Source organism: Nostoc sp. KVJ20, assembly GCF_001712795.1.
Taxonomy (GTDB): domain Bacteria; phylum Cyanobacteriota; class Cyanobacteriia; order Cyanobacteriales; family Nostocaceae; genus Nostoc.
This window is the reverse complement of sequence record NZ_KV757618.1, coordinates 1-16,383: the sequence shown is the minus strand read 5'-3', so window position 1 is coordinate 16,383 and position 16,383 is coordinate 1. Positions and strand designations below refer to the sequence as shown.

The window sequence follows — 16,383 nt, the reverse complement described above, 5'->3', positions numbered from 1 at the left end:
TGAATGTACACACCCAGTAATACCATTAATCGGCTGTAGGGGCGTATAAATGTGCATTGGTTGGTGTCAACTTAACGCGAAANNTTTTTGGCTTAAGTTGACACCAATGATAAATGTGCGCCCTTACCCATGAATATATGGCAAGTATTTTGTGAAATAGTTTAAGCCAAAGAAAACAGATTACATATACAAGAGATAAAGCGAGAAAATGAAAATTACAAAAAACAATAATTTTCACTTAACTTATTGCAGCAATATTCATCCTGGTGAAAGTTGGCTAGAGGTTTTCGCCAATTTAGAAAACTATATTCCCGAACTCAAGTCACGTTTATCACCTACAGAACCTTTTGGTATTGGCTTAAGGTTATCAGATGTAGCTGCGAAACAACTTTTAGAAAGTAATAATTTAGCTCAATTTCAAGCTTGGCTGACTCAACAAGATTTATATGTTTTCACCTTAAACGGATTCCCGTATGGCGGATTTCATCGGCAGGTGGTAAAAGATCAAGTTTATGCACCAGATTGGTCTACACAAGAACGCGTTAATTATACATTAAACTTGGCACATATTTTAGCTAGTCTATTACCCCAAGGACTTGATGGTGGAATTTCTACACTACCATTATCCTATAAACCTTGGTGGGTAAAAGACCAAGCAACTTTCGAGACTGTTCTGAAAAAGAGTTGTTTGAACATAGCATCAGTTGTTGTAGAAATGATTCGCATCCGCGAAGAAACAGGTAAGTTACTACATATTGATTTAGAACCTGAGCCTGATGGATTAATTGAAAATACCTCAGAAGTAATTGATTTTTATCAAAACTGGTTATTGCCAATTAGTGGTAGTTATTTATCAGAGAAATTAAATATTGACCAGACGTTAGCAGAAACTAAATTACTAGAACACGTTCGGGTTTGCTATGACACCTGCCATTTTTCAGTTGAATATGAGGAACCGCAGTCTGTATTTGCACGTTTTCAATCAGCAGGAATTAAGATTGGCAAGATTCAAATCAGCGCAGCAATTCAAGTAAAAATACCTGCTGAGGTTGAGAAACGTAGCTTAATAGTTGAACGCTTACGCCCTTTTGCAGAATCTACTTATCTTCATCAAGTAATAGAACGTCGCAGTGATGGTACACTCCATCACTATCCTGACTTAATAACTGCATTACCCCATTTAGAGCAATCTCTAGCTGAAGAATGGAGGACTCACTTCCATGTCCCAATTTTTATTCATGATTATCAAATTTTGCAATCTACCCAAGATGATATTGCTACTGTTTTACATCTACTTCAAACAAACAATGCTTGCTCACATTTAGAAATTGAGACTTACACATGGGATGTATTGCCATCAGAAATGAAGATAGATTTAGCAACTTCTATTCAGCGTGAGTATGAGTGGGTATTAAAATTAATTCGTAGTTCGTAATTCGTAATTCGTAATTAAAGGTTTAAACTTAGTTTTCTAGTTTAAATCTTTAGAGATACGTTATTGTGTGTTTCTAGTTATTTTTTCAAATTGCTATAAGAGAGAATTAAGTTTATGCAGAAAACAGTTGTTCTAAATGTCGTGGGATTAACGCCCAGTTTACTAGGAGAAAATACGCCGTTTTTATCTTCTTGGGCGGCTATTGGGCAAGTGCTTCCTATCAAAAAAGTGTTACCTGCTGTGACTTGTTCTGTTCAGGCTACTTATTTAACCGGAAAGTTGCCTAATGAACATGGAATTGTCGCTAATGGTTGGTACTTCCGCGATGAATGTGAAGTGAAGTTTTGGCGGCAATCTAATAAGCTAGTACAAGCTCCCAAAGTTTGGGAAATAGCTAAATCAATCGATCCAAATTTCACTTGTGCCAACCTTTTTTGGTGGTACAATATGTACTCTACAGCAGATTATGCCATTACGCCGCGCCCAATGTATCCCGCAGATGGGAGAAAATTACCTGATATTTATACCCATCCTAGTGATGTGCGATCGCAAATTCAATCTGATTTAGGAAACTTCCCCCTTTTCGATTTCTGGGGGCCAAAAACTACCATTAGTTCTAGTCAATGGATTGCCAATTCCGCAAAATGGATTGAGGAACGTTACAGCCCGACATTATCACTGGTTTATCTACCACATTTAGATTACTGTCTGCAAAAATTTGGTAACAATCAAACACAGATTCAAGCAGATTTGCGAGAAATTGATGCTGTTTGTGGGGATTTAATTGAATATTTTCAAGCACGTAATACTCAGGTAATTATTCTTTCTGAGTATGGTATTACCCCAGTTTCTAAAGCTGTGGATTTAAACCGCGTACTACGGGAAAATGGTTTAATTGCTGTGCGAGAAGAATTAGGGCGAGAACTGCTCGATTTTGGTGCTAGCATTGCCTTTGCCGTTGCCGATCACCAAATTGCTCATGTGTATGTGAACGATCCGGCGTATATCCCGAAAGTGCGATCGCTTTTAGAAGCGACTGAAGGTGTAGCGCAGGTATTGGATGAACAGGGTAAACAAGCCTACCATCTCGATCATCCTAGATCGGGTGAGTTGGTGGCGATCGCACAATCTGACGCTTGGTTTACCTATTATTATTGGCTCGATGATGCCAAAGCGCCTGATTTTGCTAGAACTGTAGATATCCACCGCAAACCTGGTTACGATCCTGTAGAACTTTTCCTCGATCCGCAGATTAAATTTCCTCAAGGAAAAATTGCTCTCAAGTTACTTAAGAAACAACTGGGTTTTCGCTACTTAATGGATGTGATCCCTCTGGATGCTTCCCTGGTGCGTGGTTCTCACGGTAATATCACCACTTCCCCAGATGAAGGGCCTCTATTTATCACCCATCAAACTCACCTAGTTAATGAACATCAAATTGAGGCGACAGATGTTTGCTCGTTGATTCTCAAACATTTAAATACCTGAAAGGCAGTATAGAGGCTATATATCGTATCTATATCTTACCAAAATACAAAAAAATTTATGGTAATTCATAATCATATCGAGTATGCTTTAAATACAAACTCGTTATGACTATGAATTAGATTGTTCTATCAGTAGGTATCCATCTACTGACTAAAATGTACTGTGGGCAATCTGAGTTAACTTACATGGAGAGCTTCTTAACCCATGACTGAACCCCAAAATTTGACAACTGCTGACGGTATTCCAGTTAGCGATAACCAGAACTCACTTACCGCTGGAGCGCGTGGGCCTGTATTAATCCAGGATTTCCACCTCTTAGAAAAGCTGGCTCATTTCAATAGAGAACGTATTCCTGAAAGAGTTGTCCACGCTAAAGGTGCGGCTGCTCACGGCACTTTGACTATTACCAATGACATTACCCGCTACAGTAAAGCGAAACTTTTTTCTGAAATTGGCAAGAAAACGGAACTTCTGTTGCGTTTTTCTACAGTCGGAGGAGAAAAAGGTTCAGCAGATGCCGAGCGCGACCCTAGAGGTTTTTCCCTCAAGTTTTATACTGAGGAGGGTAACTGGGATCTTGTCGGTAACAATACCCCTATTTTCTTCATCCGCGACCCTTTGAAGTTTCCTGATTTCATCCATACCCAAAAGCGCAATCCCCAAACCAATTGTAAAGATCAGAATGCAAAGTGGGATTTTTGGTCACTCAGTCCAGAATCGCTTCACCAGGTGACGATCCTCTTTTCAGATCGGGGAATTCCCAAAACCCATCGCCACATGGATGGTTTTGGTAGCCACACCTTTAGTTTAATTAATGCTGAAGGCGATCGCGTTTGGTGTAAATTTCACTTTAAGACTCTGCAAGGGCATCAAACCTTGACGGAGGAAGAATCCGCTAAGATTAAGGGCGAAGATCCAGATCATGCAACTCACGATTTGTTTGAAGCGATCGCTAAAAAAGACTATCCTAAGTGGCGGATGTGTATTCAGGTGATGACCGAGGAGCAAGCGGAAAAACATCCTGATAATCCTTTTGACTTAACCAAAGTTTGGAAACAAGGCGAATATCCTTTAATTGAAGTCGGGATATTAGAGCTAAATCGTAACCCTGAGAATTATTTTGCCGAAGTAGAGCAAGCCGCTTTTAGCCCTAGTGCAGTGGTTCCTGGCGTTAGTTTCTCTCCAGACAAAATGCTGCAAGCTCGAATTTTTTCTTACCCAGATGCTCAACGGTATCGTTTGGGTGGTAACTATCAGCAACTACCTGTTAACCAGCCCAAATGTCCAGTGATGCATTATCAGCGAGATGGCTTTATGGCATCGGGGAACAACCACGGTAGCGTTCCTAACTATGAACCGAATAGTGCTGAGGGTACGCCCAAAGAAAATCCAGCTTATGCAGAACCACCTAGTCATTTGGGCGATGTCACAGTCGATCGTTACAGTCATCGTGAAGGAAACGACGATTATACGCAAGCAGGTAATCTGTATCGGTTACTAACTCCTGAACAGCAAGAGCGTTTGGCAAAAAATATTGTCGGTAGTCTCTCTCAAGCGAGACAGGACATTCAAATGCGCCAACTTTGCCACTTCTTCCGGGCAGATATTTCTTATGGTAGTCGTGTAGCTGAGGGGTTAGGCATTTCAATTGATCCCTCAGTATTTTCTCATAATGCTCAACCCGTAGGTAACTGGTAAGCCTTATTCAATTTTGTGGGGTGGGCATCTTGCCCGCCTTAGAGGATGTTTGAAAAGTTCTTTTCTTGGTAGCAAAACATTTTAGATCCCCCTAAATCCCCCTTAAAAAGGGGGACTTTGATTCCGGTTCCCCCCTTTTTAAGGGGGGTTAGGGGGGATCTAAAAGCGCCTAAAATCACAGCCAACCACTTTTCAAACAACCTCTTAAAGCAAATTAATTTGATTAGCTTACAAAATCAATCGAGGTAATTAAACATGAAATTAACAGCAACAGAAAAAGGCTTATTAATCCCTAAAGAACTATTAGGAGAAAACCAAGAGTTTGAGATTATTCAAGAAAATGGAAAAATTATTATTACTAGCATAAAACAAACATCTTCTATTTGGGATTTAGGTTCAAATCCTGTGGAATGTGATGTAAAAGATGGTGCAATTAACCACGATCGCTATCTCTATAACCCGTTAACGGAGATAAAAGCCTCGTGAACGGAGCTAAAAGACTCGTCAACGGAGATAAAAGACTCGTGAACGGAGATAAAAGCCTCGTGAACGGAGATAAAATACTCGTTGACGGAGATAAAATACTCGTGAACGGAGATAAAAGCCTCGTGAACGGAGATAAAAGCCTCGTGAACGGAGATAAAAGCCTCGTTGACGGAGTTCAGAGGCTCATTAAATAGATAAACAAAAATATTTACAGTTATTACGATCGCACCCTTCGCAAAGCATATCGTAGAGAAGTAGTTTTAGGGGTTGCGATCGCTTTATTTTGCTTCACTGCATTTGCAATGACATTGTGTAATTAATTATCTTGCCTACTTATTAGACTAGGATTTGAATCCCAGACGGGTAATGCAGCCGATGCAGATTACCTAAATTACTGAAACCAACGGGAGACAAAAGCAACCATTCTCCTGAATCAAGGCTGACGATTCCGCCGCAAGTCTTCCAGATTTTCACGAATGGTTATTGTATTGGGATGATTTGCCCCTAAGCGTTTTTCAGCGATCTTTAAAGCATCGATATACAAATGTTGGGCATCGCTGTACCTTCCCTGCGAATCGTAAAGTTCTGCCAAATTATTCAGGCTTTTTGCCACATCTGGGTGTTCATCCCCCAGCAGGCGTTTTCTCATGGACAAAGCTTCGATGTACAAAGGTTCGGCATCGCTGTACCTTCCCTGTGATTTATAAAATACTGCCAAATTTTTCAGGCTACTTGCCACAGAGAGGTGTTCATCCTCCAGCAGGCGTTTTCTCATAAACAAAGCTTCGACGTACAAAGGTTCAGCATCGCTGTACCTTCCCTGTGATTTATAAAATACTGCCAAATTGTTCAGGCTTTGTGCCACATCTGGATGTTCATCCCCTAGCAAGCGTTTTCTCATGGACAAAGCTTCGATGTACAAAGGTTCAGCATCGCTGTACCTTCCCTGTGATTTGTAGAGTAATGCCAAATTGTTCAGGCTAGTTGCCACATCTGGGTCTTCATCCCCCAGCAGGCTTTTCCTCATGGACAAAGCTTCGATGTACAAAGGTTCGGCATCGCTGTACCTTCCCTGTGATTTATAAAATACTGCCAAATTGTTCAGGCTGGTTGCCACAGAGGGGTGTTCATCCCCCAGCAGGCGTTTTTTCATGGACAAAGCTTCGATGTACAAAGGTTCGGCATCGCTGTACCTTCCCTGTGATTTATAAAATACTGCCAAATTGTTCAGGCTACTTGCCACAGAGGGGTGTTCATCGCCAAAACGTTTTTTAGCAGCAAATAAACTTTGTTCGTACCAAGGTAAGGCTTGGACGTAAGCTCCTTGACCTTGGTAAAATCTACCCAAGCCCAAAAAAGGCCAGATTAAATCATCATCACTTAACCAAGCTTGGTAAACTGTAGCAGTTCCGGCAAGGTGAGGGATGGCAAGAGTTGCTTTAACAATGTCTATCAATGTGGGTGTCTGAGGAATATCTTTTGCTACAACTACCATTGCTTGACAATAGCCACGCTTGAGTTCGTTGGCTTCAGCTAACTCTTCTAACTTCTGCTGCAATAATTCCTGAATGCGATCGTGAACTTGGTAAGTGTCCTCTGCCAATTCTTGCAGCAAATAACGCTCAACTAAAACAGCGCAGTTACCTTTAATGTCAAATTCCAAATTGCTATAACTTGCTGCTGATTCTACCAAAGACCAAGGAATAGGAGCCAAAGCAAACAAACTCAGCAAACAAGCTAATTCTTGCGCTTCTGGTTCTAAGCACTCCCAATTCAACTCAAAAGCTGCTGCTACACCAGACTCGCCTGCTGATGTTTGCTTTTGTAGCCGTGCGAGAATGTCTGCTAGCATCATACTCCTCCTCGGTTTTGACTATGCCCCGCTATTTGGTAGAGTGCAATGGGTGAATAACCGATTAATTTACAAATTTCTTTTGCTGTCTCCGTCTTTTGTTGAACATATTCATCCCCCAATAGCTTTGCTAATAATTCTAAGGCTCCATCTTCTGACAATCCACCTAACGGCAGTGATGGATATGCTAACCCTATATTTAGACGAGTGGTAATCAACACCTTAAACCGAGAACCTTTAGGTGGTAAATAGGGTTGAATTAGCTTCCAGTCTTTGACATCATCAAATATCAATAAAACTTTGCCAGCTTGCCACTTCTTCCAGCAATAATTAACTTGACCTGCTAGGCTTAATCCATCCGGCGGATTAAAGTTAGGTAAATTCACAACTCCAAACTCTACTAACTGGGTTCCCAAATCAATACCTTGGGGATTTAACCAACAACACCCGCCAGAATAATTTTCTAAATATTGCCATGAGTATTGAATAGCTAACTCTGTTTTACCCACGCCACCTTGCCCAGTCACATCGGTAATAGCCACAATATCATTTGCTTGCAACAGCTGACGCAATTGTTCTATTTGCTCATCCCTCCCAACAAACTTACGAGCTTGACTCTGTGGAATATCATGCGGGATATCAAACGGGTTGAAATGAGATTTTTCGATATCTCCATCCCAACTGCGGGAATAAAAATAAGTAGGCAGTTGTTTTTTATCTAAACTATTAAATCGCTGCTTAACTGCCTCAGTAACTTCCCTCATATTCGGGGGAAAATTCCCATTAGCTGCGGCTAAAGCTTCTCTCACAGCTTGAGAAAAGTATCCTGTTTTAGTTTCAGAATTTACCTTAGCTGTCTCTCCTTCCCGCGTAGCCAGTAACACAAATTGTTGACTATCTTTCCTTGGCTGTCCACTAAAAAAAGTTTTCCCAGGTAATTCACCTGATTGGCCTCGTAGCGATAAAGGAAAATTAGCACAGGCATCAACAATACAAATATGATTACGAATCTGAAATTTATCTGAAGCCAAATAAACTAATAAAGAATTCAAATTTAAGTTCTGGTAATTCCGTTCATTCGCATCGGCACAAAACAACCGACGCTCTCGTTCTGAGGTAATCCAACCATGTCCCGCCCAAAAAATGTAGAGTAAATCCCCCGACTTTGGGGATAAAAAGTTAGTCACAATGTTGGAGATATTTTGCTCTGTTGCTAACTCTACAGTTAACCCACATTCCCCAATTAACTGATGATTTTCTTCCAGTGCTGATAAACATAACCGGATATTTTCTTTCGGTACACCGTGCTGATGCAGCCAATGAGCAAATTTCAGCGCGTCATCGGCTGGCCCCCCACCTGGCACGTTCCAAGCGGTTTCGTGGTACTTTTCAATACCCACAATTAACCCAAATGTCCGCTCAGGTTTAGCCATCAACTGCATGATGACCTAGCCTCTCACGTTATGGGGAAAATGACCTAACCCGCTAGGGCGTGTTTTCAAACCTTTCTTGAAGCACCTGAGTCTTTGGAGATCCCCCCAACCCCCCTTTTTAAGGGGGGCTTTTAGAGTTTCTTTTCTCTCCTTTACAAAAGCTAGGGAGGCTTTTAGAATTTCTTTTCCCCCCTTTTTAAGGGGGGTTAGGGGGGATCTTCGAGTTTGAAAACAGTCCCTAACCCCCTTCCTTACTAGAGAAGGGAGGAAATTTAAAACCTTTATCCTTGTAGGGGAGAGGTTTGGAGAGGGTTTTTCTAAATACAGTAAAAAGTAAACCATTATGGCAACCTCGAAATAATCGCCTCCCAGGTTTTGGCATTTGTCCAATAAGCACCGTGGGAACGGGGAAACGGTTGTCTGCTATCCACTACCACATCCTGCACTTTATCAGGGAAAATTCTATTACCCACGTAACTGAGAAAATCCCGTAAATCGTAGATATTCAACCATTGCGGGAAATGCTCTGGCAATAACTGCCCATATTCTAAGCTGTAGAGGGCGTTAATCTCATATAAAAATGGTGCTTGGGAACCAACTGTTACCAATAATTCCACCTGAGACAACTGCTGCTGCACTAGCAAATCTACACAAGCGATACCTCCCAAACTATGGGCGATTAAAACCACTGGCGGTTCTGCTTGGGCAATTTGTTGCTGGATAAACGCCCTGATTTTTTCACCCCGCGTCTGATACAACAAAATATCACCAGGCATAGGCGAAATTTTATCAGTTAACTCAAGGCGGTTTCCTCTGACATAATTTGTTCCGATTGGTAACGCTAATTCAACAAATGGTTTTAATAACCAGCCGCCCAATCCTAATTCCGCCTCTCCCAAAGCCAGAGTCAGCAATTCCACAACATCATCCCGCAATTGGGCATCGGTGAGTATGGCGGGAAATTGTTCTTGCAGTTCGCTAATAAACATTGCTTGAGCCACAACTGCTCTAGCTATTGGTGCATAATATTCACTCAAATCAGATTCGGAAACTGTGAGCAATGTACGTTCATACGGTTCACTGCGGATAACCGCCTCTCGTGCTGGCTCAAATACCTCTGCAATTCCCGCCTCTTGCAACTTAGCTTGCAGTTCCAATGTTGGAGTAAAACTCGCCACACGAGATTGTAAAATATCCCCTGGTTGTTCCCCAAAGGGATTTCCTGCCTCAATCGGTTTCAAAGACAACAGCCGTAATTCATACAGAGGATCGCGGTATAATTGCCTCCACAGTACAATATCTGCGTCTTCTTCTCCTTGAGATAAAGCCAGTGTCGCATTCTCCAAGGGTACTGATGCCCGATTATCATTGAACTTTGCACCTAATACACCCCAAAGGCAGGGAGAAACTTTGATATCAGGACGTTGGGCGTGAATCTTTTGCTCAATTATCTGAAAAGTTTCGTTGTATTCTCGTTCCCTAATGCCTGTGCCATGTACAAATATTACGGTAGTCACAATAATTCGTAATTTATAATTCGTAATTCGTAATTTTTACCCCATACCTGAGTTAGGAGCTTGAAATAATGATACTACGCGTTTTTATATTTCCATTGATGAATCAAGAGGCTTGTACCTATTTAATTACGAATTACGAATTACGAATTACGAATTAGTAATTATCGCTTGGTTTATTAAAAACTTCTAAAATCTGTCGGCAAATTTGTTTGAGCTTATCCTCGATTTCATCAGAAGGCGAAGATGCGCCGACAACACTCCAGTTTTCTACCGTAGAAAGTCGCCACGCTTCGCCGCGATGATCGAATCCAGCTACCTCCACGCCGATCGCACGGCGGGAATTATTGATGGGATCTTGATAAAATCGGATTTGAATTAAAATACTACGACTTCGCCAAGATTTGCTGATACCAGGAAAGTGAAAGCCAATATCTATAGAATCTGGATCGACTAACTCCCTAGTTTCTGGGTCATTTTTCCAGGGTTTGAGATCAGATTTGGCATCAGGAAACTCGAATTTGAACAAATTAACTACCGTAGCAATGTTGCTGGCGAGTTCAAGGTTCGTTGCCTGTTCAGCTGCATTCACTAAAAAACACTCCTATATTGCGTCGGCATCTTCGGGGATGTGAAGAGAGAAAAACCGCCAGAAGGCTTATATATATTGGTGTTTCAGCTTATCAAGACCTTTAAGATTTAGCAACTCTAAATCATATTTCCCTAACAATATCAGTTAACGTGAGTTCGACAAGTTTTATTTGACCTCTCCCCCAGCCCCTCTCCGTGTCGGAGAGGGGAGCAAAAAGCGGAATTTTTCCTTGCTCCTCCCTTTCCGTTTCGGAGAGGGAGGCTGGGAGGGAGAGGTTCATCGAACTCACGTTTAGTTACTAACAGAAACCAAAAATCGCTTCTTGTTGGGACTGCCTAACACCTATTAAGTAATTGTACTTAAAAATTCCTCAAAAGCAGATGATAACTCTGCTCTTTGGATAAAATATCAAGATTTTCTGCAAAATCCTTGGCTGACAAGAACGATTGAATGCGGTAGCGATCTAAAATGACACTGTGAATCGGTAAACCAAAAGCAATTAAGTTGAATATATGGTGCGTCAACGCTCGATTTTTTCATTTTTCCTAGTACTATTGGCCACATTCCTGATTAGTTGTGGTGGCCCTGGTGTTGCGATCGCACCTCCAACTTACACAGCAGTACAACTTGAAAAAATTCAGGCTTATGTTCCTGAAATTCAGGCTGTGCGCGATCGCTCAGAAGAATTGACAACCCTAATAAAACAAGGTGATTGGATCAATGTGCGTAACTTTATACATGGCCCGATAACAGAAGCAAAGCTGAATCTGACTTATGTCACTCCCAATCTTCTACCCGAAGACCAACCCAAAGCACGTCAAATAACGCGAGATTTTTTTAAAGACCTGGTTAAACTCGATAAAGCTACTAGTGCTGGCAATCCTCTAGTTGCCTTGAATCAATCCCAAGCTGCTTTCGCAGAGATTGACAAATTCCTCGATCTACTTCCGAAAACAGAAAAGAGTTAGGAGTTAGGAGTTAGGAGTTAGGAGTTAGGAGTTAGGAGTTAAGAATTAAGAATTTTTAACTTCTCGCTTCTAACTTCTCACTTTAAGCAGAAATCATGAATGTAGTTATTATCGGTTGTGGTGTAGTTGGGGCTGCGATCGCATACCAACTGAGTCAAGAAAAAGGGCTAAAAATTACAGTTTGCGATCGCCAACCACCAGCACAAGCTTCCACGGGCGCTGCACTTGGCGTTTTAATGGGCGTAATCAGCCAAAAAATCAAGGGTAAAGCTTGGCAGATGCGACAAACTAGCATCCAGCGCTATGAAACCTTGATTCCTGAGTTAGAAGCTTTAACAGGTCGCAAAATTCCTTTTAATCGCCAGGGAATTCTCAGTCTGGGTTTGCAAGAGGAGAATTTAGCAGCATGGGAAAAGCTTGTAGAAATTCGCCACTCTCAAGGCTGGAATTTAGAAATTTGGGACACCACTAAACTCCAAAATATTTGTCCTCAAGTTGCTCACGAAAAAATTACTGGTGCTGTCTATTCTCCGCAAGACCGCCAGCTTGATCCAACTGCCCTCACCTTAGCTTTAGTTGAGGCTGCCCAGCAAAATGGGGTAACTTTCAAATTTGGCGTGACTGTTTTGGATGCCCAAACCTCAACATCTGAATTTTGCAATCAACTAGAGACTACAGAAGGAAAAATAACCGCAGATTGGTTTGTAATCGCTGCGGGGCTAGGTTCAACACCCCTAACAGCAAAATTAAATCAGATAATTGATATTCGCCCTGTACTTGGGCAAGCATTGCAAATGCGTGTGGGGCATCCGTTAGGTAATCCTGATTTCCAGCCAGCAATAACGGGTAATGATGTCCATATTGTTCCTGTGGGCGGTGGAGATTATTGGGTAGGCGCAACAGTGGAATTTCCCAGCAATGGAAATGAGATACCGCCAAATCAAGAACTGTTGGAATCTGTTAGAGAACAAGCGATCGCATTTTGCCCAGAATTAGCCACAGCAAAAATTATCCGCACTTGGTCGGGCTTACGTCCCCGTCCTGAAGGTCGTCCAGCCCCAGTTATTGGTAAGTTGCCAGGGTTTAGTAACATCCTCCTAGCCACCGGACACTATCGCAACGGCGTTTTACTAGCACCCGCCACAGCTTATGCGATTCGTGAGATGATTATTTCTCAGGGAATGGGGAATGAGGGACTGGGGACTAGGGACTAGGGACTAAGGACTGAATTCTTCTTATCAATATCCCAGTACCCAATCCCCAGTACCCAGTACCCAATCCCCAATATAGGAAAATAACGTGTCAATAACAGAACATAAAATCAATGTAGATTCACTGGAATGGTTTTATCGGGAATCTTTACCAATCGGCAGAAGTGATTTAGCGCCTGTGTTGTTGCTACATGGCTTAGTTTCACAAAGTTACAGTTGGCGTCATATTATACCTGCTTTGGCGAATCAGGGGACAAGAGCGATCGCTCCCGATTGGATTGGTTACGGCTTTTCTGCTAAACCAGAAAAACGAGATTTTGCTTATACTCCTGATGCTTTTATCACAGCTTTAGAAGGATTTATTAAAGCTTTAGAACTGGAAAATTTTTCCTTAGTTGTCCAAGGTTTTTTAGGTTCTGTAGGACTACAATATGCCTTGCGTCATCCAGAACAAATTGCCAATTTAGTTATTTTAAATACACCAATTTCAACTGCTGCCAAATTACCTTGGAAAATTAAACAAATGGGCTTACCTTTGGCAGGTGAAGTCATGACCCAAGACCCCCTATTAGTTGACCGGACGCTAGAAGGTGGTAGCCGTTATCGCATAGAAGATAAAGATTTAGATATTTATCGAAAACCATTTTTGAAAACTTCTGCATCTGGTCGAAGTCTCTTAGCAAGTATTCGCAATTTACAGCTTGATTCAGCCATGACAGAAATACAATCTGGCTTTAAAGAATGGCAACAGCCAATTCTCATTCAATGGGGTATGATTGACCCTTGGCTACCTGTAGACATTGCCGAAAACTTTGCCAATTCCGTACCAAATACCGAATTAATAAAACTTAATAACGTCGGACATTATCCTCAAGAACACTACCACGAGACGATTTTGGAAGACCTTTTACCCTTTGTACGTCGTAAAGATGCTCATTGATAATATAGCTTTGGCAAAAATCGATATTATAAAAATGAATGTCAAAATATCAGGAGTCAGAATTCAGGAGTCAAAATATCAGGAGTCAGAATTCAGGAGTCAGAATTCAGAATTCAGGAGTCAGAATCAATTAGTAGAGGATGCAAAATCATCACTTTAGTCCACTAGATGGAAGATTGAGTGGCAGAATTGAAATGTTATTTCTTGTTAAAAATCTATCCTTTAACGGGTGAAATATTCTGAATTCTGAATTCTGAATTCTGACTACTTTTTATTGCCATTAAAAATGGATTGCAACCACAAATAAAGGAGATTATGATTCATGGCTTATTCATGGTTTAAAGCCTTTCATATTGTTGGATTTGTAGTTTGGTTTGCTGGTTTGTTCTACCTAGTACGTCTTTTTATCTATCACGTTGAAGCGAACCTTGAACCGGAACCAGCGCGAACGATACTGAAAAATCAGTATCAACTGATGGAAAAGCGTCTCTATTACATCATCACGAACCCAGGAATGTACGTGACGATCGCAATGGCTATTGGTTTAGTAAGTACTGAACCGGATGTTTTAAAAGAGGGTTGGTTGCATATAAAACTGCTGTTTGTCGCTATTTTAATTGGCTACCATCATTACTGCGCTCGGCTGATGAAGAAATTAGCAGTAGATGAATGTCGCTGGAGTGGTCAGCAATTACGTGCTTTAAATGAAGCGCCTACAGTTATGTTAGTAGCGATCGTCTTACTAGCTGTATTTAAGAATAATTTACCTACAGATATTGCTGCTTGGGCTATTTTCGCCATGATTATTTTGATGGCAGTCACTATTCAACTTTACGCCAAAAAACGCAGGCAGGATAAAGAGAAGCTGACAGCACAGATAGGGCAACCACAAGAACAAAGTTAAAAGGGCGATTAGAAACCGCAACTACACAAGGCAAAACCCACCTCAGTGGGTTTCAAACCCTCAATTTTTCTTCAGCCCGGTTGCGCTGACTACTTTGTGGGTTAGCTGCAAGGGTTCTCTTAAGAGTAGACGCAAAGCGTCTATGTTTGTATAGCTGTAAATTCTATTTCGCCCTGGCTCTAAATGATAACTGTGCGTCTCTACCACTAATTACTTCATCCTGGAAACGTTTTCAGTAAATCATCCCCAGGAATCACAGTAGTGTAGAAAGCATATTTGCGATTAGCAACATAACGGCGATCTTGTTTAATAATCGCCATAAACTCTCTATGTCCTTCACGGGTACGCCCCACTAAACAACCCGCACTAGCAAGGCGAATATCATTTCGGGGAAAATCAAAGCCGTAGTGCTGATTCACATAAAAATTATCACCTGTATCAAGTTTGTCGCCAGTCCGTTTAAAATCTTTGTTGAAATCTCTACAAACAGTTATATCTCCAACTTGCACTAATGCTTCGTGAGGTTCTGCTGTACCGTGAGTGCCAACAGCCCAAGCTTTGTATTGCCCAAACTGAATCCTCGCTGCTCCTTTGGAATTCATTGGTGTATAAGTGTAGTACTTCCCTGGTTCTGTAGTAGCTTCCCAGTGATCAACAATTTTAGGAACACCATTTACGACTTCAATCACAATCCGCCGGTCATTAAATTCATTGGGCGCATCATTGTTGAGAGTCCAGTCTGCATTTATACCCTCTATATAAACAATGTTGTATTCTTTTAGATTAGTGAATACCTCATAATTCTTGGAGAGCATATATTTCACAATTTTGCTGGCAATGTCATTACCAAGCTTTAAAGGGGGTTTAGGAAGATCATCTGGTTTGGTTTCAATCAGTTTCTTGGCTGTGACTGCTCCTAAAAAGCCACTCTCTTCAGTTTTTATTAATTCTTGAAATTTTTTGAGAGAGATCACAGAAACAGGGCCAAATTTCCCATCGGCTGGGGGTTCTAGCAAACCTAAGCCAATTAACAATATCTGAATCTGACGAGCCAAGTCTGCGTCATCTGCGATCGCCTCAAATCCCCATTTCTCCTCTTTTCCCAAAAAATCTTGTAGTTTCATATTGCACCTGCTTCATTGACCTATAGCTAAGTATAAACATCATGACAAAAATTGACGATGTTTGAAACTATACGCTTATCCAAAAGGCTCAAGCAAAAATTTTATATTACTATAGTGACGCTAAGACGAGTAACTAACGATCGCGCAAAGGCAAGGTATTGTAGGTCTATTAATGAGAATTATTCTTCTAAGAGGATGTTTGAAAAGTATTAGGCGAATAGAATTCGCTACTACACAAACCAAGTACACCTCCGTGGAAAGCTTGAAAAATCAAGGGTTTTTAACCCACGGAGGTGGGTTTTGTCTGTATAGCCGCGACTTCCAGTCGGTAGGGCTAGTAATGAAAGCATTCGCAATTTGCAATGGGCTAAGGCTCCGCTACGCTAACCCAATTAAACTAAGCCACCCACTATAGCAATCCTAAATGAGTTGTGAAAATTTGCGTTGTCCAGATCCCCCACTTCTTTGAAAAGTGGAGGATCTAATTTTTCATGAATGATTTAGGACTGCTATAGGGGCGGGGTTTCGACCATTGGTGTCAACTTAACGCAAAAACTATGTCCCGCAAGGAACTGAAGTTCCAAGAATCATAGCGAAAGTCATCTTCAGATGACTAGATATCCCCAAAAATATTCAGTCTACTTCAGTAGACTTTAGCTATGAGCCAGAGAATTCATTCTCTGGCGGGTTATGAAGCCCGCAGCAAAGCTATTTCTAGCTTAAATTGACACCAATGGC

14 protein-coding genes are annotated in these 16,383 nt (G+C 41.3%); 9 read left to right on the top strand and 5 right to left on the bottom strand.

Going from position 1 to position 16,383, the window contains the following annotated elements:
• Positions 1-208: 208 nt before the first annotated feature.
• From eboE to A4S05_RS15225, 5 genes are all read left to right on the top strand, one after another.
• Positions 209-1,435, top strand: coding sequence for a metabolite traffic protein EboE (gene eboE, locus A4S05_RS15245; RefSeq protein ID WP_069070674.1), 1,227 nt, complete (start codon positions 209-211; stop codon positions 1,433-1,435).
• Between the two features lie 114 nt (positions 1,436-1,549).
• The gene (locus A4S05_RS15240) at positions 1,550-2,923 is read left to right on the top strand and encodes an alkaline phosphatase family protein (protein WP_069070673.1); all 1,374 of its coding nucleotides are present in this window, start codon (positions 1,550-1,552) and stop codon (positions 2,921-2,923) included.
• Positions 2,924-3,127: 204 nt separating this feature from the next.
• Positions 3,128-4,621: a catalase gene (locus A4S05_RS15235; protein WP_069070672.1), complete on the top strand. Its 1,494-nt coding sequence runs from the start codon at positions 3,128-3,130 to the stop codon at positions 4,619-4,621.
• Positions 4,622-4,876: 255 nt separating this feature from the next.
• Positions 4,877-5,107 (top strand): hypothetical protein, encoded by a 231-nt coding sequence (locus A4S05_RS15230; RefSeq protein ID WP_069070671.1) that lies wholly within the window; start codon positions 4,877-4,879, stop codon positions 5,105-5,107.
• Complete coding sequence (locus A4S05_RS15225) at positions 5,104-5,301, top strand: hypothetical protein (protein ID WP_069070670.1); 198 nt, start codon at positions 5,104-5,106, stop codon at positions 5,299-5,301. Before A4S05_RS15230 ends, A4S05_RS15225 begins: the two co-directional genes overlap by 4 nt.
• 239 nt (positions 5,302-5,540) lie before the next feature.
• Here the strand turns inward: A4S05_RS15225 and A4S05_RS15220 are convergent, their stop codons facing one another.
• From A4S05_RS15220 to A4S05_RS15200, 4 genes are all read right to left on the bottom strand, one after another.
• Complete coding sequence (locus tag A4S05_RS15220; protein WP_256090988.1) at positions 5,541-6,962, bottom strand: tetratricopeptide repeat protein; 1,422 nt, start codon at positions 6,960-6,962, stop codon at positions 5,541-5,543.
• Positions 6,959-8,401 (bottom strand): caspase family protein, encoded by a 1,443-nt coding sequence (locus A4S05_RS15215; RefSeq protein ID WP_069070669.1) that lies wholly within the window; start codon positions 8,399-8,401, stop codon positions 6,959-6,961. The genes A4S05_RS15220 and A4S05_RS15215 overlap by 4 nt, the downstream gene beginning before the upstream one ends.
• A gap of 332 nt (positions 8,402-8,733) precedes the next feature.
• Positions 8,734-9,909 (bottom strand): RBBP9/YdeN family alpha/beta hydrolase, encoded by a 1,176-nt coding sequence (locus A4S05_RS15205; RefSeq protein WP_069070667.1) that lies wholly within the window; start codon positions 9,907-9,909, stop codon positions 8,734-8,736.
• A 154-nt stretch (positions 9,910-10,063) separates the two neighbouring features.
• Entirely contained in the window at positions 10,064-10,498 is a 435-nt protein-coding gene (locus A4S05_RS15200; protein ID WP_069070666.1) for a hypothetical protein, read from the bottom strand.
• A 512-nt stretch (positions 10,499-11,010) separates the two neighbouring features.
• Here A4S05_RS15200 and psbQ point away from each other — a divergent pair.
• The 4 genes from psbQ (at position 11,011) to hemJ (ending at position 14,521) form a co-directional block, all read left to right on the top strand.
• Positions 11,011-11,466, top strand: coding sequence for a photosystem II protein PsbQ (gene psbQ / locus A4S05_RS15195; protein ID WP_069070665.1), 456 nt, complete (start codon positions 11,011-11,013; stop codon positions 11,464-11,466).
• A gap of 95 nt (positions 11,467-11,561) precedes the next feature.
• A complete protein-coding gene (locus A4S05_RS15190) occupies positions 11,562-12,680 on the top strand; it encodes an NAD(P)/FAD-dependent oxidoreductase (protein WP_069070664.1) in 1,119 nt (372 codons plus the stop codon).
• A gap of 85 nt (positions 12,681-12,765) precedes the next feature.
• Positions 12,766-13,617: an alpha/beta fold hydrolase gene (locus A4S05_RS15185; RefSeq protein ID WP_069070663.1), complete on the top strand. Its 852-nt coding sequence runs from the start codon at positions 12,766-12,768 to the stop codon at positions 13,615-13,617.
• Between the two features lie 322 nt (positions 13,618-13,939).
• Complete coding sequence (gene hemJ / locus A4S05_RS15180) at positions 13,940-14,521, top strand: protoporphyrinogen oxidase HemJ (protein WP_069070662.1); 582 nt, start codon at positions 13,940-13,942, stop codon at positions 14,519-14,521.
• 215 nt (positions 14,522-14,736) lie between these two features.
• On the opposite strand, the gene A4S05_RS15175 is transcribed toward hemJ, so the two are convergent.
• Positions 14,737-15,645, bottom strand: a complete 909-nt coding sequence (locus A4S05_RS15175; protein WP_069070661.1) for a peptidoglycan-binding protein — start codon at positions 15,643-15,645, stop codon at positions 14,737-14,739.
• Positions 15,646-16,383: the final 738 nt, after the last annotated feature.

Bases quoted from the DNA above. Each gene is read 5' to 3' on its own strand.
- eboE (WP_069070674.1), top strand. From the start codon at position 209: ATGAAAATTACAAAAAACAATAATTTTCACTTAACTTATTGCAGCAAT.
- A4S05_RS15190 (WP_069070664.1), top strand. From the start codon at position 11,562: ATGAATGTAGTTATTATCGGTTGTGGTGTAGTTGGGGCTGCGATCGCA.
- A4S05_RS15240 (WP_069070673.1), top strand. From the start codon at position 1,550: ATGCAGAAAACAGTTGTTCTAAATGTCGTGGGATTAACGCCCAGTTTA.
- A4S05_RS15215 (WP_069070669.1), bottom strand. From the start codon at position 8,401: ATGCAGTTGATGGCTAAACCTGAGCGGACATTTGGGTTAATTGTGGGT.
- hemJ (WP_069070662.1), top strand. From the start codon at position 13,940: ATGGCTTATTCATGGTTTAAAGCCTTTCATATTGTTGGATTTGTAGTT.
- A4S05_RS15220 (WP_256090988.1), bottom strand. From the start codon at position 6,962: ATGATGCTAGCAGACATTCTCGCACGGCTACAAAAGCAAACATCAGCA.
- psbQ (WP_069070665.1), top strand. From the start codon at position 11,011: ATGGTGCGTCAACGCTCGATTTTTTCATTTTTCCTAGTACTATTGGCC.
- A4S05_RS15235 (WP_069070672.1), top strand. From the start codon at position 3,128: ATGACTGAACCCCAAAATTTGACAACTGCTGACGGTATTCCAGTTAGC.
- A4S05_RS15230 (WP_069070671.1), top strand. From the start codon at position 4,877: ATGAAATTAACAGCAACAGAAAAAGGCTTATTAATCCCTAAAGAACTA.
- A4S05_RS15175 (WP_069070661.1), bottom strand. From the start codon at position 15,645: ATGAAACTACAAGATTTTTTGGGAAAAGAGGAGAAATGGGGATTTGAG.